Here is a 22,666-nt window from a genome sequence, read left to right on the forward strand (position 1 = left end):
TGCACAGTTTTGCGCGACATGCTCTAGTGCTTACAATAGCATCCGCGCGGGCTCAACGATTCCGGGGAGATAAACCGGCATGACTGAACTGAGGTCGATACTTGACGAGGCGGCGCGCGAGGGGCTGATTTCGCCGGAGGTGGGCGGACGGCTTCTGCCGTTCCTCACCGAGCGCGGCGTGGCTGTCGCGGCGGTGCAGCCGGCACTGGCGGCCGAGGGGCCGGCCTGGTCGGATACGGAGACGCCGCGTTTCGTGCGCGGGTTCCACGACGTGCTGATTACCATCGGCATCGTCGTAGCGCTCGTCGGCCTCTGGGGCCTTGCGCCGCTTTACGCGGTGCCTGTAGCCATCATCGTGCTTTCGGAAATCCTGGTGCGCCGCCAGCGGCTTGCCTTGCCGGCCGTCAGCCTGACGATCGCGCTGTTCTGCTGGACATTTTTGCTGATGTCCCGCGTCTTCACGCCGTGGACTTCCCAGATCGGGGCTGAGCTGACGCAGTTCGTCGCCGGCTTCCCGATCCTTCTTGGCGTCTACTATGCCCGCTATCGCGTGCCCTTGTCGCTGGCGCTCGCCATCATGTCGACGCTGGCCTTGGTACTCACTCTGCTTTTGCGCCTGGTGCAATGGCTAAGCGGCAATCCCGCATTTTTCGTCGATCATCTTGCCCTGCTGGCTGCGATCGCCCTGGTCTGCGCGCTCGGCCTCTTTGCGACGGCGCTCTATTTCGATCTCGGCGACCGGCTGCGCCGGACGACGCGATCGGATATCGCTTTCTGGCTGCATCTGGGTGCTGCGCCGGCGCTGCTTTACAGCACCGTTTCCCTGCTGTCCTTCGGAGAAGGCGGCCATATCTTCGAGTTGGGGAACATGTCTGCCCGGACGCCCGTGGTCGTCGCGACCGTGGCGGCGCTGATGCTGATCGGCCTCGTCATCGACCGCCGCGCCTTCGTGACCTCGGGGCTGCTGTCGCTCGGGGTTGCGATCTTCAGCGTCTTCCGGCACGGAAGTGCGACTGTTGACACCTACGTCTCGACGACGCTGATCGTCGTCGGGGCCATCGTGCTCGTCATCGGAACAGGGTGGATGCCGCTTCGGAGACTGGTGCTCAGGGCACTGCCGCCGGCAATCGCAAACAGGCTGCCGCCCGGTTGAGGCGGCAGCTAAATCCGATCAGGTATTGAAACGGAAGTGAATGACGTCGCCGTCCTGGACGACATATTCCTTGCCTTCGTCACGCGCCTTGCCGGCGTCTTTCGCGCCGACTTCGCCGTTGTACTTGATGTAATCGTCATAGGCGATGGTGTTGGCGCGGATGAAGCCGCGTTCGAAATCCGAATGGATGACGCCGGCCGCCTGCGGCGCCTTGGTGCCGCGCTCGATCGTCCAGGCGCGCGTTTCCTTCGGGCCGACGGTGAAATAGGTGATGAGGTGGAGCAGCTTGTAGCCGGCGCGGATCAGCCGGTCGAGGCCCGCCTCATCGAGGTCGAGAGCGGAGAGAAATTCCTTGGCTTCCTCCTCGGGAAGCTGGGCAACTTCAGCCTCGATCGCCGCCGAGATGACGACGGTTTCGGCACCCTGTTCCCTCGCCATGACGGCGACGGCTTCGGTGAATTCATTGCCGGTCGAGGCATCACCTTCGGCGACGTTGCAGACGTAGAGCACCGGATGCGAGGTCAGAAGGTTGAGCCCCTTGAGGATGGCGATCTCCTCGGCGTCGAGCGTCGACAGCAGCGTGCGCACCGGCTTGCCTTCGTTCAGCAGCTTTAGCGAGGCTTCCATGATCGGCAGCATCGCCATCGAATCCTTGTCCTTGCTGGTGGCGCGTTTGCGCGTCTGCTCGGTGCGGCGCTCCAGGCTTTCGAGGTCGGCGAGCATTAACTCGGTCTCGATCGTCTCGGCGTCGGCCACAGGATTGATGCGGCCCTCGACATGGGTGATGTCGCTGTCTTCGAAGCAGCGTAGCACATGCACGATGGCATCGACTTCGCGGATGTTGGCGAGGAACTGGTTGCCGAGGCCTTCACCCTTCGAGGCGCCGCGCACCAGGCCGGCGATGTCGACGAAGGAGATGCGGGTCGGGATCAGCTCCTTGGACTTGGCGATGTCGGCAAGCTTGCGCATGCGCGGGTCGGGCACGGCGACTTCGCCGGTGTTCGGCTCGATGGTGCAGAAGGGATAGTTCGCCGCCTGTGCCGCCGCCGTCTTGGTGAGCGCGTTGAAGAGGGTCGATTTGCCGACGTTCGGCAGGCCGACGATGCCGCATTTGAAGCCCATGGCTGATGTCCGTATTCATGAAAACTTTGCCCCTGCCTATGGGGGAACACCTTCTCCCGGTCAAGGGTCCTTGAAATTAAAGCGCATTGAAAGTAAGGCAGAATTGCCTTACTTTCAATGGAGCAGGAGTAGTGCAATGGTCAGGCTCAAAGTTACGGCGAAAGGTCAGGTGACCCTCAAGAAAGAGGTTCTCGACCATCTCGGGGTAGCACCCGGTGATGAGATCGAGATCGATCTCCTACCGAGAGGCAACGGAAATATTCACGCGATGAAGCCGATGGTACCTATCGATCGTCTCTTCGGCATGTTCGCTCACAAGGCCGATAGAGCCTATTCCATCGACGAGATAAATGAGGCGATCGAGGCTGGATGGGCGGGCGAGGGCAAGGTTTGAAGGTCGTCGTCGATACAAACATTCTCGTGCGGATGTTTACGCGCGACCATCCTCTGGAGAGTCCGAAGGCTGAAGAGTTCCTTCGGTCCTACAGTATCGTCGTGCCGAACCAGACGCTTTGCGAATTGGTCTGGGTTCTCCGCCGACTCTATAAATTCGATGCAGCTGAATTGAAGCAGGCGATAACATATCTCGGGGAGGCAGAGACGGTCACACTGGATCGTGCCGCTGTCACAAGCGGTCTTTTATTCTTGGAGGCTGGTGGCGATTTCGCGGATGGCATCATTGCGTTCGAAGGGGAAAGGCTTGGCGGAGAAAGCTTTGCGACATTCGACAGGAAAGCCGCCGCCATTCTTCAAAAAGCTGGCCAGAATTGTCTCCTGCTTTCCGTGGAATAACACTCCGTCATTGAACTGCCGTGCTTACGGTGCAATATATTGTTAGCGGATGTTTCTTTCCGCCTTTTCATGTCATCAACGGGTGGATCTTCCGATGAGTGACAATGACGTTGCCCTGAAACCGAAGATCAAGGTGAAGCCGAAGCTGGATAAGCCGAAGCTCTACAAGGTCATCCTCGTCAACGACGATTATACGCCGCGCGAGTTCGTCATCGTGATCCTGAAGGTCGTCTTCCGCATGAGCGAGGAGACCGGCTACCGGGTGATGATGACCGCGCATAAGCTCGGTTCCTGCGTGGTCGTGGTCTGCGTCAGGGATATTGCCGAGACCAAGGCCAAGGAGGGCATCGACCTTGCCAAGGAGATGGGCTTCCCGCTGATGTTCACCACCGAGCCAGAGGAATAGGTCCTATCGCTCAGGACCGGCGGATCTGATAGCCGGTCTTGTCCTGCACGAAGCCGCAATTCTCATAGAAGCGTAGCGTCGCCGGGTTCTTGGAGCCGGTCAGCAGCATCACCTTGTAACAGCCCGCTTTCCAGGCCTGTTCCACCGCATGACCGATGATGGCGCCGGCGTAACCGCGCCGACGGTGATCGGCATGGGTGACGACGTTTTCGACGAGTGCATAGGAGGAGCCGCCCCGCGTCAGGTTCGGCACGGTGATCAACGTGACCGTGGCGGTGGCGAGACCGCCTGCAAAGCCGATGAATATGGTCATGCCCGGCTGGGCGAGGATGGCGGAGAAACGTTCCTCGGCCATCGCCCCGTCGAGAATGGGATCGGTCGGGTTCAGATGGTGGTAGAGGACGGTCAGCCCGGGGAGATCGCCTGATGCGGCGGGACGGATAGTGAAATCCTGATCCGGCACCGGCTCAGTCTCCCTTGCCGCCGAACATCTTCTTCAGCATCTCGGCCATCGGACCGGTCGTCGGCAGTTTCGGCTGATTGCTGTTGCGGGCCTGGCGGATGTGCGACTGGCCGGCCGGCTTCTTGTCGCTGTCCTTGGCTTCCTTCCGCGGCTTCTCTTCCTCGGCCTTGCCGCCGAGCGCTACAGCGATCTTGTTCATCAGCTGCGAATCCTCGTTTCGCACCAGCATGTCGGCATTGTCGGCCAGAGTGTCGAGAAGCGGCTCCAGCCAGACCCTGTCGGCCTTGGCGAAATCGCCGAGCACATGGTTCTGCACCATTTCCTTGACGCCGGGATGGCCGATGCCGAGACGCAGACGCCGGTATTCTTTGCCGCAATGGGCGTCCAACGACTTGATGCCGTTGTGGCCGCCATGGCCGCCGCCGGTCTTCAGCCGCGCCTTGCCCGGGGGCAGATCAAGTTCGTCGTAGATGGCGACCAGGTCGGCGGGCTGGAGCTTGTAGAAGCGCATGGCTTCGCCGACGGACTCGCCGGAGAGGTTCATGAAGGTCTGCGGCTTGATCAGCAGCACCTTCTCGCCGGCAATCTCGCCCTCGGCAATCTCGGCCCGGAACTTCTTCGACCAGGGCGAGAAGCTGTGGCGCCGATGAATGGCATCGACGGCCATGAAGCCGATATTGTGGCGATTGCCGGCGTATTTGCCGCCGGGATTGCCGAGACCCGCGATGATCAGCATGGCCTGTCTTTCCTCGCTTGAGCATGTCGCGCAAAATTGTGCAGCGGTTTTCGATCACGACATACGGAAAACCTAAGACCTAAAGCGTGGCCGGCGAATCCGAAAGATCGTGACGCGCTTTAGGGTTTTCCCGACGTTCACCACCCGGAAACGAAAGCAAAGTCAAGCGGAAAGGGCAATGGCCTGCCGGGCGGCGTCACTCCGACAGGTTCATGCCGTATTTCAGGTAGATCTGCTTCTGGTCACCATCGGCGATCAGCTTGTCGAGGGCAGCCTGCATCTTGGCGCGCAGATCGTCCGGAAAGCTCTTCTCACAGGCGATGCCCATCGGCTGGGCGGACAGCACGGTCACCATCTCCACTGGCTGGTCGGCCTTCAGCTTTTCGAAATAGAGCTCGGAGATCGGCATCATGTCGATGCGCCCGCTCAAGAGCTTGCGCAGCGTGGCGTTGAAGTCGCTGGCGATGTCGAGCTTGGTAAAGCCCTTCTCCTTCAGGATCGTCTCGGTATAATCCTCGCGCTGGGTGCCGATCGTGTATTTCTTCGCCTCGTCGAGATTGGCGGCGGCGATGCCCGAGCCCTTGCGGGTGATCAGGATATTGCGGTCGATGAGCAGCGGCTCGATCCATTTGAACAAGGGGTCTCGCGCGCTGTTGTGGGCGGTCGCGAAGACGCAGGTCATCGGCGCGGTGCGGGCAAGGCCATAGGCGCGCGCCCAGGGCATGACCTCGAGTGTGTAATCGACACCGATCGCCGCCATCACCTTTTGGACCTGCTCAACGGTCGCGCCCTTGATTACCTTGCCTTCGCGATAGTTGAAGGGGGCATAATCCTCGGTGGTGAAGGCCACCGTCTGCGCATGGGCGGCGCAAGGCAGCGCCAGGCATGCGAGAAGCAGGAGCTTTTTCATCATATCATCTCCTTCGTTCTTCGTTCACGAGGCGCGTGCGACGTTGGGCTGCGGCGCCATCAATTCCTCGATAAGCTTGGCTGCATGCTGCGGGCGATGGAAGAGGTAGCCCTGGCCGTAGTCAAGCCCCATCTGGTGGAGCGTGCGGCACTCTTCTTCGGTCTCGATCCCCTCGGCAATAACGGTGCAGTTCATCTTGTGGGAAAGCGTGGTAATGCCCTCGATCAGCATGCGGCTCTTCTGGCGCACATCGTCGTCGCCGTCATTGATCGCGCGGGTAAAGGACTGGTCGATCTTGATGATATCGACCGGAAAGCGGTTGAGGTAGCTCAGCGACGAATAGCCGGTGCCGAAATCGTCGAGCGCAATCCGGCAGCCGAAACGGCGAAGCTCGGTGACGATCATGCGGATCTGCGGGTTGTCGTGCATCAGCACGGCTTCGGTGATCTCGACGACGATGCGCTCGGGGCGGATGCCGTGGCGGCCGACGATGGCGGCAAGGCGGGTCGGCAGGGTGGCTTCGAACTGCAGCGGCGAGAAGTTGATGGCGAGATAGGTATCCTGCATGCCCGATATGCGGGAAATCTTCGCGAGGTTGGCGACCGCCTTTTCCATGATGACGTTGCCGACGCGGACGATCTTTGCCGTCTCCTCGGCGACGTTGATGATTTCAGCCGGCGGCATCAGGCCCTTCTGCGGGTGGTTGAGGCGCATCAGCGCCTCGAAGCCGGCAATGCTGCGGCCATTCAGGTTGACGATCGGCTGCAGGAAAGCCTCGAACCAGTTGTCGACGAGGCCGGCTTCGATATTGGCCTCGATCTCGGCGCGGCTGCGGGCGCGGTCGAGCATGACGTTGTCGAAGAGTTGCGCGCCGTTCTTGCCGTCGCGTTTCTTGGCATACATCGCCATGTCGGATTTCTGCAGCAGTTCGGCTGCGGTCGCGGCATGCCTGGGATAGATGGCGATGCCGACCGAAGCGCTGAGATGCATGTCGGGACCGAAGGGTGTTTCGAAGATCGAGGCGATCTGCTCGCACATCATGCTGGCGCGCTTCTCGGCGTCCTTGGCCGGCAGCAGGATGGCGAATTCGTCACCGCCGAGGCGGGCGGCCTCGTCGGAGGGAGCAAGATGCGTCTTCAGGCGCTCGACGAGCTCGATCAGCGCCGTATCGCCGGCGGCATGGCCCATATTGTCATTGATCCACTTGAAGCGGTCGAGATCGACGAACAGGCAGGCGAGTTCCTGGCCGGCTGCGTCGGCGGCGGCAATCTTGTTGTCGAGGACGGCTTCGAAGCCCTGGCGGTTGAGAAGCCCGGTCAGGTGGTCTGTGATTGCCTGACGGTGGTTGCGGTCCTCGGAGGCCTTGAGCTCGGTTACATCGGTCATAACGGACAGTGAGAGGCGGTCCTGGGCGTCGGCTGCCGCTTCCGATTCCATGATGAGGACGTCCATGACGCGGCCGTCCTTACAGATGAACTTGACGGTGACGGCCGTGCCGTTTTCCGCTTCGCGGCGCCTGACGAACCTGTCGCGGCTGTTTGAAGTGACGAGGTTGGCGAAGTTGCGGCCGATGACGGCGGCGCGATGATAGCCAGTGGCGAAGAGCCAGTAATCGCTGACAGCGGTGATGCGGTCTTCCTCGTCGAGCGAGAAGAGCATGGCTGGGGTCAGGTTGTAGATATCGGTGGCGCGGCGATGGGCGACCTTCAGCTCCTTCTCCTCGCTTTCGAGCTTGGTCTGCATCTCGTTGAAGCTGTGGGCAAGGCGGCCCATCTCGTCGTTCGACTGCCAGTCGACATGATGGCGAGAGCCGAGCTGGCGCGTCGCCTCGATCGCGGCCGCCAGCCGCATCAGCGGCTGGATGACGAAGATGCGGTTGCCGATCAGCGCCGTGCCGAAGACCGTCAGCACCGCGAAGATGAAGATCGAGATGAAGACGACCTCTTCCTGTTTCAGGCCCGAAAACAGGCCGAGTGCCGGGTAATAGACGCTGATGCTGCCGAGGTTCTTCGGACCGTCGACCGTGTTGTAGATGATGGCGCGCGACACCTGCACCAGCTTGCCGTCGAACGAGCGCGGAATGGTGGATTGGCTGATATCGAGCTGGCCCGACTGGTCGCGCACCTCGACCTTGACGATAGCGCCCTGGGAAACGACCGTCGCGCTGATCTGGGTGACGCTGTCCTCGTCGAGATCCCAGAGGGGTTTGGCCAGCGCCTGGGCATTGGCGACAAGAAGAACGGAGATATGATCGCGTATTTCTTTGTCGGCCCGTTCGGAGGAGAGGAAGAGAAAGAGAACAAAGAGGGGAGCCACGAAAACGAGCAGGGCTCCGCATACTATTGCAAAAAATCTGTTCTCAACGGAATTGCTCATATTTCCGTCTACTCCCCCGGCCGGCCTTATTTGCTGTCGTGCGTTGGGCGGGCTTCTCGCAGCTGACGGAGCATGCTTCCATAAATTTGTTAAATGTTGCTAAAACCGCAACCTTTCCGGGCAACGAAAAAGCCCGCTTTCCAGGGGAAAGCGGGCCATATGCTTTACAAATTGTCGAAGCGATCAGGCTTCGGCTTCGCCTTCCGCAGCGGTCTCGTCAATGCCGCCAGCCGGGGCAATGATGGTCGCGATGGTGAAGTCGCGGTCGATGACCGGTGTGACGCCCTTCGGCAGGGTGACTTCCGAAATATGGATGCTGTCGCCGATCTTCTTGCCGTTGAGGTCAACGTTGAAGAATTCAGGGATCGCATCGGCCGGGCAGTGAACTTCGACTTCGTGGCGAACGATGTTCAGCACGCCGCCGACCTTGATGCCCGGGCACTTCTCTTCGTTGATGAAGTGAACCGGGATTTCGACGGTCACCTGGGTGTTGCCGGAGACGCGCAGGAAATCGACATGCAGCGTGAAGTCGCGGACCGGATCGAGCTGGTAATCCTTCGGCAGAACCTTGTGCTTCTTGCCGTCGACTTCGATCGTCGCCACGGTGGTCATGAAACCACCGGCATGAATGCGCTTCGTCACCTCATTGGTGTTGAGAGCGATAGAAATTGGGGCCTGCTTGTCACCATAGATGACAGCGGGAATCAAACCGTTGCGGCGAAGTTCACGGGCGGACCCCTTACCAACCCGTTCGCGCGCCTCGGCCTTGAGCTCGTAAGTTTCGTGGCTCATGGCTATTCCTTTCGAGGTTATTGGAGAGTTCGGCGGCGGGCAAAAGCCTTGTGCCATCGAACCGGAGGCGGGTTTCCCCATCCTCATCCGCGTTGCCTCCAAGGGTGTCTACGCGGACCGGTGGCCTATATTATAAGTCGCTCGGAAACGCAAGTTGCGGATTGCGGCGCGCACATGCCGCGAAATCAGCCGCCGGATGAGCGGCAAGATTGTTATTTCCACAAAGCGCAAATTGACACGGACGCGCTTCCCATCTTTGGATGGCCGCTGTCAACCGGCTGGGGAACATGCGGAATATGCGTTTCAAACTTATCACGGCAACGTGCTTGCTGGCACTTGGTCTTTTCACCACGGCTGAAGCCGTCGAGATCAGCCAGGATGGCGCCAATGCGGTCAGGGACAATCTGACGAAGTTGCTTTCGAAGGAGCATGCGAAGAGCGGCCTGGTCACAGTCAATCCGGCCGGTGCGCGCTATGAAATCATCTACGATCTGGCGAAGCTGTTTGTCGGGGCCGATCCGGCGACAACCGTGATCAGTGGATCGACGTCACTCTCGACGTTTGCTACGCCGCTCGAAACCGGACTCTGGAACATTGAGGGTAGCGACAACCTCGATATGTCCGTCAATTTCATAGGCCCCGACCGGAAACCGGGGGAGTTCTCCCTTTCCGTCGGATCGCTGGCCTATGGCGGCGTCTTCGATCCGGCGATCAACTCTCTGCGGTCGATCAAATACACCGCCAAGAAGACCAGCCTCTCGAGCAAGTTCAGCGGCCAGGAAACCAGCTTCAGCTTCGGCGACACCAACTATAGCACAAACGTGACCGACAGCGCTGCCGGCAATGGGCGCATCGACATTGCCGGCAGCGGCTCGTCGGCCGATTTTTTCGAGCGGGTATCCAATCCTCAAATGCCGCCGGTCGAGATTCGCGCCGATTCCCTCGATATGGACATCCAGGTGGGCGACGTGGCGATGTCGAAGCTCATCGACATGTACGTCCTCGTCAACGAACACGCGGATGAGGCAGGCTATAGTCGTGAAACCAATGCCAGGCTGAAAGAGGTGGTTGCCCAAAGCCTGCCGTTTTTAGGTTCGCTCAACGAGACGATCGGCGCCAAAAACCTGACCGTGACAAGCCAGGCGGGGTCGGGCAGCGCCAAAGCGTTCGGCTACAACATTGTCGTGGACGGAGCGACGGACGCGATGCGCGTCGGTTTCGGCATCAATGCGCAAGAGATCCGCGTCGACAGCCCACTGGTGCCGGCAAGCTACTCGGCTTTCGTGCCAACCAGCCTCGATGCGCAGCTTACCGTTCCCCGCATGAATTTCGCTGCCCTCGGCGACGCCTTCCTGGCGATGGATTTCGACCAGCCCGCGCCGGAAGGCTTCGAGGGAATGATGATACGGAAGCTCTTTCTCAACGGCGAGTTCGTTATCGACGTTCCGAAGATCCGCGTCAAATCCGAGGTCTACGACCTCGATATCAGCGGCAGAATCAATGGGCGGCTCGAAAGCGAGAAAGACTATTCGATGGAGGCGACGGTCCTCGCACGCGACCTCGACAAGACGATTGCTGCGGTGCAGGGTCTTGCCAAGTCCGATCCTGATCTCAGCCAGGTCTCATTCGGCATGATGATGGTCAAGGGCTTTGCCAAGACCGATCCGGACGGCCGCTCGCGCTGGGATATCAGCATCGACCGCGACGGTTCGATCGTCGTCAATGACCAGGTGATGAAGGGAGCGGATCAGCCGTAATCCTTGCTCGCCCGCGCGGCAAAATCGCCATTGCCTGTCGCCACTTGGCTTGACAGCGCCGCGCTTCACATCTTTGGATGGCCGCAATCAAAAGAGCGGCTGAGGAGAAATCGGACTATGCGTCTTAAACTTGTCACGGCAACGAGCTTGCTGGCACTTTGCCTTGTCACCACGGCCCAGAGCGCCGAAATCAACCAGGACGGCGCCAATGCCGTCAAGGACACTCTGACGAAGTTGCTTCCCAAGGATCTGGCGAAGAGCGGCCTGATCACCGTCAATCCGGCGGGCGCGCGCTACGAGATCATTTACGATCTGGCAAAGCTGCTTGGCAAAGCCGATCCGGCGAAATTCGCCATCAACGGGCTGACGCCGTTCTCCATGTTCGCCACGCCGCTAGACAGCGGGCTCTGGAATATCGAGGGCGACAACAGCCTCAACGTCTCCGGTCATATGAAAGGCCCGGACCAGAAGCCGGCGGACTTCACCTATTCCATTGCCTCGCTTGCTTACAACGGTGTCTTCGATCCGGCGATCAGCTATCTGCGCTCCGGCACCTTCGCCGCCAAGGACATCAAGGTCAGCAGCAAGTCCGAAACCGAGGAAGTCCATGCCAGCTTTGCCAGCATGGAGCAAAAGCTGACGTCGACGGACAGCGCCGGCGGCAACGGGCGTATCGATTTCGCAGGCACCGGCTCGATGTCTGGTTTCGTCGAGCAGGTTTCCGGCTTGCAAATGCCGCCCGTTGAATTCCGCGCCGATTCTCTCGATTTCGCGGCCGAGGTGAAAGGCCTGCCGGCCAAGCAGATCCGCGATATGATCTTCTTCGTTCTCGACCACGTCGACGAGAAGGAGCTGAGCCCCGAAAACAGCGACAAGATCAAGGGAATACTCAAGGATGCCTTCCCGCTTCTTGCCTCGTTCAGCGAGACCATCGGGGTCAACAATCTGACCGTCAGCACCGACGTGGGCAAGGGCGGCGCCAAGGCATTCGGCTACAACGTCGCCATGGACGGGCCGAGCGACGCCATGCGTTTCGGCTTCGGCATGACTGCGCAGGAGATCAGTGTCGACACGCCGTTGGTGCCGGCAAGCTATTCGGCCTTCATGCCGGCCAGCTTCGATCTGCAGGTCGCTGTTCCGAATCTGGATTTCGCAGGCTTCGGCGACGCATTCATGGCCATGGATTTCAACGACAAGGCCGCGCAAAAGAGCGGCGAAGAGATGGCAAAGAAGCTCTTCCGTGATGGCCGGCTCGCCGTCGAGTTTCCGAAGATCAGCGCCAAGTCCGATGTCTATGACATCGACATGACGGGCAAGATCGAGGGGAGGGTCGATACCGAGAAGGATTATTCGATGGAGGCGACGATCCTGGCCCGCGATCTCGACAAGACGATCGCCGCGGTTCGGGAACTTGCCAAGACGGATCCCGATCTCAACCAGGTCTCCTTCGGCATCATGATGGTGAAGGGCTTCGCCAAGACCGATCCGGACGGTCGTTCGCGCTGGGACATCAGCATCAGCCGCGATGGTTCGATCGCCGTCAACGGACAGGTGGTCAAGGCAGCGGACCAGCCGTAATCCAGTCGGACGATCGAGCGGGTCCGCCGCTCGAAGAAGAGATGCGCCGCTGAGGTATCACCCTTTGCGGCGCAACAGCGTCGACGCCATGTCGAGAAAGGCGCGCAGCTTGGGCTGCGCCTGTGAGCGGGCGGGGAAATAGGCAAACAGGCCGGGCGAGGTCGGCAGAAATGCCTGAAGCACCCGCTCGAGCCGCCCTGCCGCCACCGCCTCGCCGACGGCTATGTCAGGCAGGTAGGCAAGGCCGAGCCCGGCTTCGGCGAGTTCGAGCAACAGCAGGAAATCATTGACCATCAGGCTGCCAGGCGCATCGACGGAGAAATCGCGTCCGGCACGCTCGAATTCCCAGCGATAGATGACGCCCGATGTCGGGTAGCGATAGCGGATCGCCTGATGGCGAGTGAGATCTTCCGGCGTCGCCGGCCGGCCATGCCGCTGGAAATAGCCGGGTGAGCCGACGACCGTCCAAGTGATATCCGATGTCAGCCGCATGGCGATCATGTCCTTTTCGATCGCTTCACCGATGCGGATGCCGGCGTCGAAGCCGCGCTCGGTAATGTCGATCGCCGCATCGTCGACCGAAATCTCGACCGATATATCGGGATAGGCCTGGCGAAATCGCGGCAGCAGCGGCGTGACGATCAACGGTACGGCCATGCGCGGCACGGTGAGTCTGAGATGCCCGAGCGGGCGGTCGCGGAAGCCCTCCAGCATGTCGAAGGCATCGGCAATGTCTGTTGCGGCGGGACGAACCCGCTGGAAAAGGGCCGCCCCCGCTTCGGTGAGCGCGACGCGCCGCGTGGTGCGGACGAAAAGCGGGACGCCGAGCCTCTTCTCAAGCGCGCGGATCGTCTGGCTGACGGCCGTCGGCGTGACGCCGAGCGATGCGGCGGCGGCGGTAAAGCTCCGGGCATCGGCGACGGCCAGGAATTCGGTCAGTCCGGTAAAGGGATCGGGCGCCATTGGTCAATTATGAAGTTGAGCTTCATAAGGCTTATCCACCCAGAGGATTTTTCGCAATAATGCTTTCAGGCATTGTCCCTCCATCCGATCACAACAATCCAACGGATGGAGGATGACATGCAATATACGACTCTCGGACAAACCGGCCTTGCCGTTTCCAGGCTTGCCTTCGGCGCGATGACTTTCACGTCGGGCGACCGCAGCATGGGCTCGATCTACAAGACCGAGGCCGATGTCGCCGACGCGCTCGTCGGGCAGGCGCTCGACGCCGGCGTCAACTTCTTCGATACGGCGGACGCTTATGCCTCCGGCCAGTCGGAAGCGATCCTCGGACAGGTGCTGAAGGCGCGGCGCAGCGAAGTGGTGATCGCCACCAAGGTCGGTTTTCGTACCGGCACACCGCTCGGTCAGGCCGGGCTCTCTCGCCGCCATATCCTTTGGTCGGTCGAAGAAAGTCTGAAACGGCTCGCAACGGACTGGATCGACGTCTACATCGTCCACAAGGAAGACCCGTTCACGCCGCTGGAGGAGACACTGTCGGCACTCGACGCGGTCGTGCGCTCCGGCAAGGTCCGTTATATCGGCTTCTCCAACTGGTCGGCCTGGAAGGTGGCGGCAGCGCTTGAAATCCAGAAGGCGAACGGGCTGGCACCCTTCACGCATGGGCAGATGCATTATTCGCTGCTCGGCCGCGACGTCGAGCGCGACGTTCTTCCGATGATGCAGCGCTATGGCCTCGGGCTGACGGTCTGGAGCCCGCTCGCCTCCGGTTTTCTCTCCGGCAAATACACGCGCGAAACGCTCGGCGATCCCGAGAACCGATATTCCGGCTTCGATATCCTGCCCTTCGACAAGGAACGGGGGTTTGCGCTGGTCGAGCGGATGCGGGTGATCGCCGCCGCGCACGGGGCGAGCGTAGCCCAGGTGGCAATCGCCTGGCTGCTGGCGAAGAAGACGGTTTCCAGTGTGCTGCTCGGTGCTTCGAAACCGCACCAATTGGCCGACAATCTCGGCGCAGCGGAACTGGTGCTCGATGAAGGCGAACTTGCAGCGCTCGATGCGGCGACCGAGCCTGCGCCGGTCTATCCGAACTGGTTCATCGACAATCTCGTCGATCAGCAGCAGAAGACGGCTCTCGGCCGCTGAGCGGGGAGCAAAGCAATCTCTCCGCCGTGGCAATTCACGCGGCGGAGCTGGCCCGTTAGAGCGGTTCAGCTTTTAACGGAAGCGCTGAACCGTTCTAACCTTTTGCTTTTGCGCAATTCCGGACGGAAAACCGCTTCGCACTTTTCCTGGAATTGCTCTAGTCGAAAAGGCTGGAGACGGACTCTTCCTGGGCCGTACGGCTGATGGCTTCGCCGATCAGCGGCGCCGTCGTCACGATGCGGATATTGGGCGCCGAGAGCACGGCCGTCGTCGGCTGGATCGAGTCGGTGATGACGAGTTCGCGAAGCTTCGAGGAAGTGACGCGGGTGACCGCACCGCCCGAGAGAACGCCATGGGTGATGTAGGCGGTGACGCTGGAGGCACCCTTGGCGAGCATCGCGTCGGCAGCGTTGCAGAGCGTGCCGCCGGAATCGACGATATCGTCGATCAGCAGGCAGTCCTTGCCGGCAATGTCGCCGATGATGTTCATGACTTCGGATTCACCTGGCCGATCGCGACGCTTGTCGACGATGGCCAGTAGACAGTCCAGCCGCTTGGCAAGCGCGCGGGCGCGCACCACGCCGCCGACGTCAGGCGAGACGACCACGACGTTGCTGAGGTCGTAGTGGCTCTTGATGTCGCGCGTCAGCACCGGCATAGCAAAGAGGTTGTCTGTGGGTATGTCGAAGAAGCCCTGGATCTGCCCGGCATGGAGATCGAGCGTCATCACGCGGTCGGCGCCGGCTTCGGTAATGAGGTTTGCCACCAGCTTGGCGGAGATCGGCGTACGGCCGGAGGCGCGGCGGTCCTGACGGGCATAACCGAAATAGGGGAGGACGGCGGTGATGCGGCGGGCTGACGAACGACGCATCGCGTCGATCATGATCAGCAATTCCATCAGGTGGTCGTTGGCGGGAAAGGCGGTCGGCTGTACGAGGAAGACGTCCTCACCGCGCACATTCTCCTGGATTTCCACGAAGATTTCCTGATCGGCAAACCTCCGGACACTGGCTCTCCCCAAGGGAACATTGAGATAGTTGCAGATCGCTTCGGCGAGTTGCCGGTTCGAATTGCCTGCGAAAACCTTCATTTTGGTCCGCCTGTTATGCGCTGATAGCCGCGCTTATTAGTCAGCTTCCCCGTGAATGCAAGGGCAATTTCGAATTTGCGATAAGTTTGTGACTAACCGCCCCGAGTCTGCCGCCAGGACGAGAATTCCGCGATGGTCTTTACGCCGATCTGCTGCATCACCGAAGCCGGCACCCCTGCCCAGGGATCGGCCGCGGCCGTCGGCACGCTTTCCTGCCCCTGGATGCGGTGCAGGCGGGCGCCGCCATTGTCGAGAATATCCCAGACATAGACCACGGTGACCTTGCCGTCGTCGCTGAAGGCGGAGAGATAGCCTTTGAGGATGTAGTCGCTGCTCGCGTCGTTCGAACTCTTGATGGAGAGGCCGTGCGCGCGCGCCTCGGCGCCGAGCTGGCGCGAGAGCGGCGTCACCGCCTGCACCGGCGCGCCGATGATCGGCAGGAAGCGCACGGTATTGCCGCGAGCGGAGGAGGGGCCGGCGTTGACGGCGGCGGTCTGTTGCGGCTGCTGCACTTCGGCCGGCTGCTGCGTAGCGGCCTCGCCGCCAGCGGCCGGCGGCGGCAGCGACTGTCCCTCGATCGGGGTGGAGGCAGCGGGCGAGGAGCCGTTCCTCGACAGGGCGTCGGCTTGTGCCTGCATCGTCGTCGGAGGGGCGCCGGAGCCCGGCCGATAGGCCCGTTGCGATTGGTCATAGGCCGGGTGGTAGCCGCCCTGCTGCGGGCTTCCGGCGAAGACCTGCTGGCGCGTGCCCGCCAGGCGCTCGGCCTCGCTCTGCGTCACCGGGCTCGACGGCCTAGCATCCGAGGAATCGCCGATATCGACCTGCGGCGTCAGCGCATCGGTCGTATTGCAGGCGGTCAGCAGAGCTATGACGACCAGGAGCGTGGGCACAATCGCAGCTCGCGTCATCCCTTGTCCGTCCTTCCCACCATCGTCAGCCCCGCCCGAATTTATGCGGGCGGGGATAGTCTCCTGTCAATTCCGGATTCTCACCGGTCAATCCCGGCTCTACAGCACCGCGTCTTTCCAGACGCGCAAAGGACGCTGCAGGACCTTCAATCTTCGCATGTCGTGATCGCAAAACCGCTGCACGCTTTTGCGCGACATGCTTACAGGCCGATGAAATCGAGCGAGTGGCGCGAAAGGGCGCGCGGCGCATCCGGCGTCGTCAGATAGGTCTGGCCGAGCGTCATTGCCGTGCCCGTATCGGAATCGGCGATGATCATGTGCACGAACAGCGACATGTTCGGCTCGATCGGCTGCGGGTTGCCGACATGGAACATCTGATGCTCCATCCAGGAAGGAGAGAAGCGGGCGCCGAGCGAATAGCCGCAGGCATTCAGCCGGTGGCGGGCAAGGCCGCGCTCGTCCATGATCCGGGCGTGCATGTCGAAGACGTCGCCGAAAGTATGGCCGGGCTTCAGCACGGTCTCGATCGCCTCGATCGTCTCGCGGCAGGCGTTGTAAAGCTCGCGGTGGCGCTGCATCGGTTCACCGATGACGATCGTGCGCATCATGGCGGCATGGTAATGCGCGTAAGTGCCGGCCCATTCGAGCGTCAGCTGATCGTTGGCGTCGAGCTTGCGGCGGCCGGCCTTATAGCGGCAGAGCAGGGCGTCGGCGCTGGAGCCGATGATCATTTCGTTGGCGGGATAGTCGCCGCCGCCGGAAAAGATCGCGCCCTGCATGGCGGCGAGGATATCGGCCTCGTCGGCGCCGGGCTTGGTCAGCCGGATCGCGGCATCGAGCGCATCGTCGGCGAGAACGGCGGCGCGCTCGACATAGGCGACCTCCGTCGGGCTCTTGACGAGGCGCAGGCGGCTGACGAGATAGGAGGCGTCGACGATCTGGCCGAAGGTGGCCAACTGCGCGTCGAGCAGGCGGGCGACGCGGCCGGTCATGCCGTGCGTATCATATTCGACGCCGATGCGGGTGCCGAGCAGGTCCATCTCGACCAGGAGATTCTTCAGGTCGAGGGTCGGATCGGCATTGACCCTGTCGACCCAGACGTTGATGTCCTCGAGGATCGAGGTGTGCTTGGCCTGGCGAAGATCGGCCGAGCGGGTGAGCAGCGACATGGTGCCGTCGCTCTTGACGATCAGCGTCTGGAAGAAGCAATAGCCGAAGGTGTCGTAGCCTGTCAGCCAGTACATGCTTTCCTGAGCGAAGAGCAGCAGGGCGTCGAGTTTTTCTTCCTTCATCTTTTCGGTGAGGCGCGCAAGCCGGCTTGCGAACTCGGCCTTTTCGAAGTGCAGTGCCATTCTGCTCAATTCTCCCTGATTGATATCGCTGAAATCTGACGGCCGTAGTCCGGCTCCTTCAGATGTGTCGTCCTGCGGTAGGAAAAGAAACGTTCGCTGTCCGGATAGGTGCAGAGACCGAGGCTCTCGGCGCGCACGCCGGCCCGGGTCAGACGCTCGACGGTCAGCGCCGGCAGATCGAACATGGCGTGGCCTGATGTTGCGGAAGGCACGAAGAAGCGCTCGTGATCCGGGCTTTCGGCAAGGAAACGATCGACGAATTCCGGGCCGACCTCATAGCTTGCCTGGCTGATCGAGGGGCCGAGGCAGGCAATGATGCTGCCGCGGTCAGCACCCAGGGCTTCCATGGCGGCGACGGTATTTTCGATGACGCCGGTCAGTGCGCCCTTCCAGCCGGCATGGGCAGCGCCGATGACGCGGTTATTGGGATCGGCAAAAAGGATCGGGCCGCAATCGGCGGCGAGCACGCCGAGCGCAATGCCGGGTACTGCCGTCACCAACGCATCCGCATCCGGGCGGGCGCCGTCGTAATCGGCGCCGACCGTCACGACATCAGGCGAGTGGACCTGATGCACGGTTGCCAGCCGCTCGAGCGGCAGGCCGAACCAGGCGGCGACTCGGCGGCGGTTTTCGATGACGTTTTCACGCTCGTCGCTGGAGCTGAGGCCGACATTGAGGCCGCGATAGATGCCTTTGGAAACGCCGCCGGCCCGGGTGAAATAACCATGGCGGATGGCGCCGTCCGCCACTTCGTTCAGCAGTGCGCTTTCGATCGGTGCTGGAGAGGCCACGTGCTGCATCTGCGATTCCCGAGTTTTCGAAGGGGTTGTCATGTTCCCAAGGGCATCGCCCGGGCGGCGCGCTTCAAGTTGCCGTTTCGCGCGGGATGTTGGCTCAGGCGCGTGCGCCATGTCAATCCACCGGACGAAAGGGCATGAGATCGATGGGGGGATGGGAGACGGCCATGACCTTGAACAGTTCGCCCATCCGGCCTTCACCGGCGCCGGCGAGCCTGTCGACCGCGGTCTGGATGACCTGCTGGGTCTGCGGCTCGCGGTCACGGCCGAGGGCGGCCGCGCGTTCGAGGATGCCGAGACCGGTCAGGAAGTCGCCCTGATGCAGGGCGCCGTTCAGATGGATGCCGGCCGACAGCGCAGTTTCCGCGAGCTGCTGGAAGTCGACATGGCTCGTCAGGTCGGCTTCGCCGGGATGGGCAAGCGGCGGGTCGAATTCATGCATGCGCACGGCCTGCAGCGTATCGCCGAAGCCGGTGACGAGATGGCCGTAATCGATGGCGAGCGCCGTGCCGCCGAAGGCGCGCAACCGATCGCAGATCGCCATCATCACCGCCTGGCGGGCCGGCGAAATCTCGAAGAGCGTGCCGAGCGGAAGATTCTGCACCGGTTCCGGGAGAAGCGCGGGATCGAGGCCGGCGACGCCGGCGGCGAAGGTAAGCTCGCCATTGGCATCGAGCCCGACCATGCGCTCGCGGAAACCGGTTTGCGTGCGGACGAACTGGCGGATCGGGATCGCGTCGAACAGCTCGTTGGCGGCGATCAGCGTGAAGCCCGATGGCACGTCATCGAAACCGTTGTGCCAGGCGATCTTGTCGCCGTAATCCTCGAGCGCCTGGTTCTGGACATCGCGCAGGCGCTCGCTGGTTTCGACCAAATGCACGGTCATGGTATCGAACAGCGGCGGGGCGATGCGGGCGATGACGCGCAGCATATCAGCCATCATCGTGCCGCGGCCGGGGCCGATCTCGACGAGGCGCACGCCCGCCGGCGTGCCGTGGCGCTGCCAGGCATGGACGAAGAAGACGCCGATCATCTCGCCGAAGATCTGGCTGACCTCAGGCGCGGTGACGAAATCGCCAGAGCGGCCGAATGGCTCGCGGGTGCGGTAATAGCCGTGTTCGGGATCGGCGAGGCAGAGCGAGAAATAATCGGTGACGCTGATCGGGCCGTTGGCCTGGATGATTGCCTTGATCTTTTCGCCTAAAGCGGTGGTCATGTCGCGCGTCCTGCCGTTTCAGAGCTGCAGCGCAGCCTGACGGCGAGCCCTCAGCATCGCCCACAGGCCGAGCAGGATCATCGGAGAAGAAAGCACCATGCCCATGGTCAGCCAGTTTGTGCCGAGGAGGTAGCCGAGCTGGGCATCGGGCTCGCGGAAGAATTCGACGAAGATGCGCGACAGCGCATAGCCGCAGACGAAGACGCCAGTGACAAAGCCGGGGCTTTTCAGCGCGCGCATGCCATAGACGAAAGCGGCCAGCACCAGGAGCAGAACGATGCCTTCGAGGCCGGCCTCGTAAAGCTGGCTCGGATGGCGGGCGAAGGGGCCGCCGGTCGGAAAGACCACGGCCCAGGGCACGTCGGTCAATCGGCCCCAGAGCTCGCCATTGATGAAATTGGCGATACGGCCGAAGAACAGGCCGACGGGAACGACTGTTGCGACGATATCGAACAGGCTCCAGATCGGAATGGCATTGCGGCGGGCAAAGATGATCATGGCGATCGTCGTGCCGGTCAGGCCGCCATGGAAGGACATGCCGCCGTTCCAGATCTCGACCGCGCGGATGGGATTGTGCAGGACGGCGGAGAGATCATAGAAGAAAATATAGCCGAGGCGGCCGCCGAGGACGACGCCGAGGGCCGCCCAGACGATGAAATCGTCGAGCTGTGTGCGCGATATCGGCGAGGCATTGCCGGGCCAAAGACTGTCATTGGCGGCGATGCGGCGCGCATAGGCCCAGCCGAGCAGGATGCCGGCGACATAAGCCAGACCGTACCAGTGAATCGCCAGCGGACCGATCGAAAAGGCGATCGGATCGATATCCGGAAAAGGCATGATGGCAAGGAGATTGGCTGCTGTCGGCAAGGTTTTCCCACCTGTTTTGTTGCGCGGAACATGCCGCCGCGATCCCGGACGGTCAAGTCCATTGTTCGTGATCGCTCTTTCGCGGTCGCCCACACGGTCTTATCCCGCGCAAAGCGCTTGCATCGCGGGTGGCGAAGCCCTACCTCAATTCTCGAGGCCCCAAAGGGCTGAATTCACCTCATGCCAAGGGAGAAAAACGCCATGACGACCGGAACGAACCGCATCATGGACGAATTCGCCAAGCTGATGACCGATGCGGCCGGTGCCGCCCAGGGCGTCCGCAAGGAGATCGAGACCGCCTTCAACGCCCAGGCCGAGCGCTGGCTGAACAGCATGGACATCGTCAAGCGCGAGGAGTTCGAAGCCGTGCGCGAGATGGCGATCAAGGCGCGTGACGAAAACGAGGCGCTTGCCGCCCGCATCGCGGCACTCGAGGCGAAACTTGCCGGCGAAGGCCGCTAAAACACGTCGCGATCGTAAAACCGCTGCTCGTATTTGCGGGACATGTCCGAAAGTCCCGATACGGCGCAAGATGCGGCATGGCCTTATTGCCACATGCCGCATCTTTCATAAAAAATTCAGGTGAGTTTTTCCACCTGTGGACACTGCCAAAAAAGCCAATTCGCAGAGTCGCTTATTCTCCCTTCTGAATTGAATTTCGAAGAGCCTTTCCACAGTGGCTGGCCCTATTTTCCCTTCTGGGGGCTGGCAGGGGGCAAGGGGCGCTATACACTGATTTTAAATGATGATTCGAAGCGACTTGGTAAGCTCCGGGCAGGTTATCTGCGTTAAAGTCTGGCAGCGGTTCAACGATCATCCGAGTGGTGGTTCCGGTATTTGCGTGTGTCTTTCTTGTGTTTGTATCCCAAGTTAGGTCGCATTCGTTCCGGTCAAGAAGGTGCTGCATGAGCCTGATGGAATTGGAAGTCGAGCGTCAGTCGAACCCGGTCGATATGATCGAGTACGTTGCCTCCAACAACGACTGGTCGTTCGAACGATCCGGCGAGGACGAGATCGCGATGACGGTCGAAGGCCGTTGGGCGGACTATCATGTCTCCTTCTCCTGGATGGAGGAATTCGAGGCGCTGCATCTCGGCTGCGCCTTCGACATCAAGGTTCCCGACATCCGGGTCAACGAGGTGGTCAAGCTGCTCTCGGCGATCAACGGGCAGGTGCTGATGGGGCATTTCGACCTCTGGCGTCAGGAAGATGTCGTCATCTTCCGCCAGTCGCTGCTGCTTGCCGGCGGCGCTGAGCCCACAAACCGCCAGGTGGAGGTGCTGCTTTCCAGCGCGCTCGATACCTGCGAGGCCTATTTCCAGGCATTCCAGTTCGTCGTCTGGTCCGGCATGGACGCGACGAAGGCGATGGAAGCCGTGCTCTTCGAAACGGTCGGCGAGGCATAAGATGCCGGCAAAGGCTTTCTCTGCGAAACATCCCGTCGTTCTGATCGGCGCCGGAAACATGGGCGGGGCGATGCTCACCGGCTGGCTGAAGAGCGGTGTTCCGGGTTCCGCCGTCATCGTCGTCGATCCCGGTCCGTCGCAGGCGATGCTGGCGACGATCGGCGAAGCGGGAGCGACCCATCTCACCGTTCTTCCGGCGGACTTGAAGGCAGCCGTCCTGTTCCTCGCGGTCAAGCCGCAGGTAATGGAGACGGTGTTGCCTGATGTGAAGAGCGCCGTCGGGCCGGATACGGTCGTCGTCTCCGTCGCGGCCGGCAAGACCCTTGGGTTCCTCGAAAAACATCTCGGCAAAGCCGCCATGGTGCGCGCCATGCCGAACACACCGGCCATGGTCGGACGCGGCGTCACCGGCGCCTTTGCCAATTCCGCGGTCAGCGCTCAGCAGCGCGAGCGTGTCGATGCTCTTCTGCGGGTCTCAGGCCCTGTGGAATGGGTGCCTGCTGAGTCCGATATCGATGCCGTGACGGCGCTTTCGGGCAGTGGTCCTGCCTATGTGTTTTATCTCGTCGAATGCATGGCAGAAGCAGGCCGTAAACTCGGTCTGCAGGCGGACCTTGCCATGCGTCTTGCGCGGGAAACTGTCGCGGGGGCTGGTGAACTCTTGCACCAGTCCCCCGACGAAGCTTCGCGTCTGCGACAGAATGTGACCTCTCCCGGCGGCACGACGGCGGCAGCGCTCGCCGTGCTGATGGCCGAGGATGGCATGCAGCCGCTGTTCGACGCAGCACTTGCCGCCGCGCGCAAGCGGGCCGAAGAACTGGCCGGCTGACGGGGAG

23 protein-coding genes are annotated in these 22,666 nt (G+C 61.4%); 10 read left to right on the forward strand and 13 right to left on the reverse strand.

The features are described 5' to 3' along the window. Positions 1–79 precede the first annotated feature (79 nt). On the forward strand, positions 80–1,153 hold the full coding sequence (locus EFQ99_RS26470; RefSeq protein WP_126924177.1) for a hypothetical protein: 1,074 nt from the start codon (positions 80–82) through the stop codon (positions 1,151–1,153). A gap of 18 nt (positions 1,154–1,171) precedes the next feature. Here EFQ99_RS26470 and ychF read toward each other — a convergent pair whose 3' ends face one another. Then, the gene (gene ychF, locus EFQ99_RS26475) at positions 1,172–2,275 is read right to left on the reverse strand and encodes a redox-regulated ATPase YchF (protein WP_126924178.1); all 1,104 of its coding nucleotides are present in this window, start codon (positions 2,273–2,275) and stop codon (positions 1,172–1,174) included. Positions 2,276–2,411: 136 nt separating this feature from the next. On the opposite strand from ychF, the gene EFQ99_RS26480 reads away from it, so the two are divergent. The 3 genes from EFQ99_RS26480 (at position 2,412) to clpS (ending at position 3,473) form a co-directional block, all read left to right on the forward strand. Then, on the forward strand, positions 2,412–2,669 hold the full coding sequence (locus EFQ99_RS26480) for an AbrB/MazE/SpoVT family DNA-binding domain-containing protein (RefSeq protein WP_126924179.1): 258 nt from the start codon (positions 2,412–2,414) through the stop codon (positions 2,667–2,669). Beyond that, positions 2,666–3,067 (forward strand): type II toxin-antitoxin system VapC family toxin, encoded by a 402-nt coding sequence (locus tag EFQ99_RS26485; RefSeq protein WP_245441590.1) that lies wholly within the window; start codon positions 2,666–2,668, stop codon positions 3,065–3,067. Before EFQ99_RS26480 ends, EFQ99_RS26485 begins: the two co-directional genes overlap by 4 nt. A 94-nt stretch (positions 3,068–3,161) precedes the next feature. Beyond that, complete coding sequence (gene clpS, locus EFQ99_RS26490) at positions 3,162–3,473, forward strand: ATP-dependent Clp protease adapter ClpS (RefSeq protein WP_126924181.1); 312 nt, start codon at positions 3,162–3,164, stop codon at positions 3,471–3,473. 10 nt (positions 3,474–3,483) lie between these two features. Here the strand turns inward: clpS and EFQ99_RS26495 are convergent, their stop codons facing one another. From EFQ99_RS26495 to EFQ99_RS26515, 5 genes are all read right to left on the reverse strand, one after another. After that, entirely contained in the window at positions 3,484–3,936 is a 453-nt protein-coding gene (locus EFQ99_RS26495; RefSeq protein WP_126924182.1) for a GNAT family N-acetyltransferase, read from the reverse strand. A 4-nt stretch (positions 3,937–3,940) separates the two neighbouring features. Then, the gene (gene pth, locus EFQ99_RS26500) at positions 3,941–4,672 is read right to left on the reverse strand and encodes an aminoacyl-tRNA hydrolase (RefSeq protein WP_126924183.1); all 732 of its coding nucleotides are present in this window, start codon (positions 4,670–4,672) and stop codon (positions 3,941–3,943) included. Positions 4,673–4,868: 196 nt separating this feature from the next. Continuing rightward, positions 4,869–5,582 carry a substrate-binding periplasmic protein gene (locus EFQ99_RS26505; RefSeq protein WP_126924282.1) on the reverse strand — a complete coding sequence of 238 codons (714 nt, stop codon included), beginning with the start codon at positions 5,580–5,582 and terminating at the stop codon, positions 4,869–4,871. 24 nt (positions 5,583–5,606) lie between these two features. Further along, a complete protein-coding gene (locus EFQ99_RS26510) occupies positions 5,607–7,958 on the reverse strand; it encodes an EAL domain-containing protein (protein WP_126924184.1) in 2,352 nt (783 codons plus the stop codon). Positions 7,959–8,141: 183 nt separating this feature from the next. After that, positions 8,142–8,750 carry a 50S ribosomal protein L25/general stress protein Ctc gene (locus tag EFQ99_RS26515; RefSeq protein ID WP_126924185.1) on the reverse strand — a complete coding sequence of 203 codons (609 nt, stop codon included), beginning with the start codon at positions 8,748–8,750 and terminating at the stop codon, positions 8,142–8,144. A 296-nt stretch (positions 8,751–9,046) separates the two neighbouring features. Here EFQ99_RS26515 and EFQ99_RS26520 point away from each other — a divergent pair, with 296 nt between their 5' ends. Continuing rightward, on the forward strand, positions 9,047–10,507 hold the full coding sequence (locus EFQ99_RS26520; protein ID WP_126924186.1) for a hypothetical protein: 1,461 nt from the start codon (positions 9,047–9,049) through the stop codon (positions 10,505–10,507). 117 nt (positions 10,508–10,624) lie between these two features. Beyond that, positions 10,625–12,085, forward strand: a complete 1,461-nt coding sequence (locus EFQ99_RS26525; protein WP_126924187.1) for a hypothetical protein — start codon at positions 10,625–10,627, stop codon at positions 12,083–12,085. Between the two features lie 57 nt (positions 12,086–12,142). Here the strand turns inward: EFQ99_RS26525 and EFQ99_RS26530 are convergent, their stop codons facing one another. After that, positions 12,143–13,048, reverse strand: a complete 906-nt coding sequence (locus tag EFQ99_RS26530; RefSeq protein ID WP_126924188.1) for a LysR family transcriptional regulator — start codon at positions 13,046–13,048, stop codon at positions 12,143–12,145. A gap of 117 nt (positions 13,049–13,165) precedes the next feature. On the opposite strand from EFQ99_RS26530, the gene EFQ99_RS26535 reads away from it, so the two are divergent. Further along, positions 13,166–14,194 (forward strand): aldo/keto reductase, encoded by a 1,029-nt coding sequence (locus tag EFQ99_RS26535; protein WP_126924189.1) that lies wholly within the window; start codon positions 13,166–13,168, stop codon positions 14,192–14,194. Between the two features lie 157 nt (positions 14,195–14,351). Here EFQ99_RS26535 and EFQ99_RS26540 read toward each other — a convergent pair whose 3' ends face one another. From EFQ99_RS26540 to lgt, 6 genes are all read right to left on the reverse strand, one after another. Continuing rightward, positions 14,352–15,284 (reverse strand): ribose-phosphate pyrophosphokinase, encoded by a 933-nt coding sequence (locus tag EFQ99_RS26540; RefSeq protein ID WP_126924190.1) that lies wholly within the window; start codon positions 15,282–15,284, stop codon positions 14,352–14,354. Between the two features lie 92 nt (positions 15,285–15,376). Next, positions 15,377–16,192 (reverse strand): hypothetical protein, encoded by an 816-nt coding sequence (locus EFQ99_RS26545; protein ID WP_126924191.1) that lies wholly within the window; start codon positions 16,190–16,192, stop codon positions 15,377–15,379. Between the two features lie 200 nt (positions 16,193–16,392). After that, entirely contained in the window at positions 16,393–17,544 is a 1,152-nt protein-coding gene (locus EFQ99_RS26550) for a M24 family metallopeptidase (protein WP_126924192.1), read from the reverse strand. A 5-nt stretch (positions 17,545–17,549) separates the two neighbouring features. Beyond that, complete coding sequence (pgeF, locus tag EFQ99_RS26555) at positions 17,550–18,344, reverse strand: peptidoglycan editing factor PgeF (protein WP_126924193.1); 795 nt, start codon at positions 18,342–18,344, stop codon at positions 17,550–17,552. A gap of 112 nt (positions 18,345–18,456) precedes the next feature. Continuing rightward, positions 18,457–19,557 (reverse strand): class I SAM-dependent methyltransferase, encoded by a 1,101-nt coding sequence (locus tag EFQ99_RS26560; protein WP_126924194.1) that lies wholly within the window; start codon positions 19,555–19,557, stop codon positions 18,457–18,459. 18 nt (positions 19,558–19,575) lie between these two features. Then, positions 19,576–20,424 carry a prolipoprotein diacylglyceryl transferase gene (lgt, locus tag EFQ99_RS26565; RefSeq protein ID WP_126924195.1) on the reverse strand — a complete coding sequence of 283 codons (849 nt, stop codon included), beginning with the start codon at positions 20,422–20,424 and terminating at the stop codon, positions 19,576–19,578. A 201-nt stretch (positions 20,425–20,625) separates the two neighbouring features. Between lgt and EFQ99_RS26570 the strand changes: the two genes are divergently transcribed. The 3 genes from EFQ99_RS26570 (at position 20,626) to proC (ending at position 22,659) form a co-directional block, all read left to right on the forward strand. Beyond that, a complete protein-coding gene (locus EFQ99_RS26570; protein ID WP_010065892.1) occupies positions 20,626–20,886 on the forward strand; it encodes an accessory factor UbiK family protein in 261 nt (86 codons plus the stop codon). Positions 20,887–21,329: 443 nt separating this feature from the next. After that, positions 21,330–21,830, forward strand: a complete 501-nt coding sequence (locus EFQ99_RS26575; protein WP_126924196.1) for a type III secretion system chaperone family protein — start codon at positions 21,330–21,332, stop codon at positions 21,828–21,830. 1 nt (position 21,831) lies between these two features. Continuing rightward, positions 21,832–22,659 (forward strand): pyrroline-5-carboxylate reductase, encoded by an 828-nt coding sequence (gene proC / locus EFQ99_RS26580; protein WP_126924197.1) that lies wholly within the window; start codon positions 21,832–21,834, stop codon positions 22,657–22,659. The last annotated feature ends 7 nt before the right edge of the window (positions 22,660–22,666 follow it).

The sequence above is a fragment of the Rhizobium vallis genome (assembly GCF_003985155.1).
GTDB lineage: Bacteria > Pseudomonadota > Alphaproteobacteria > Rhizobiales > Rhizobiaceae > Rhizobium > Rhizobium vallis.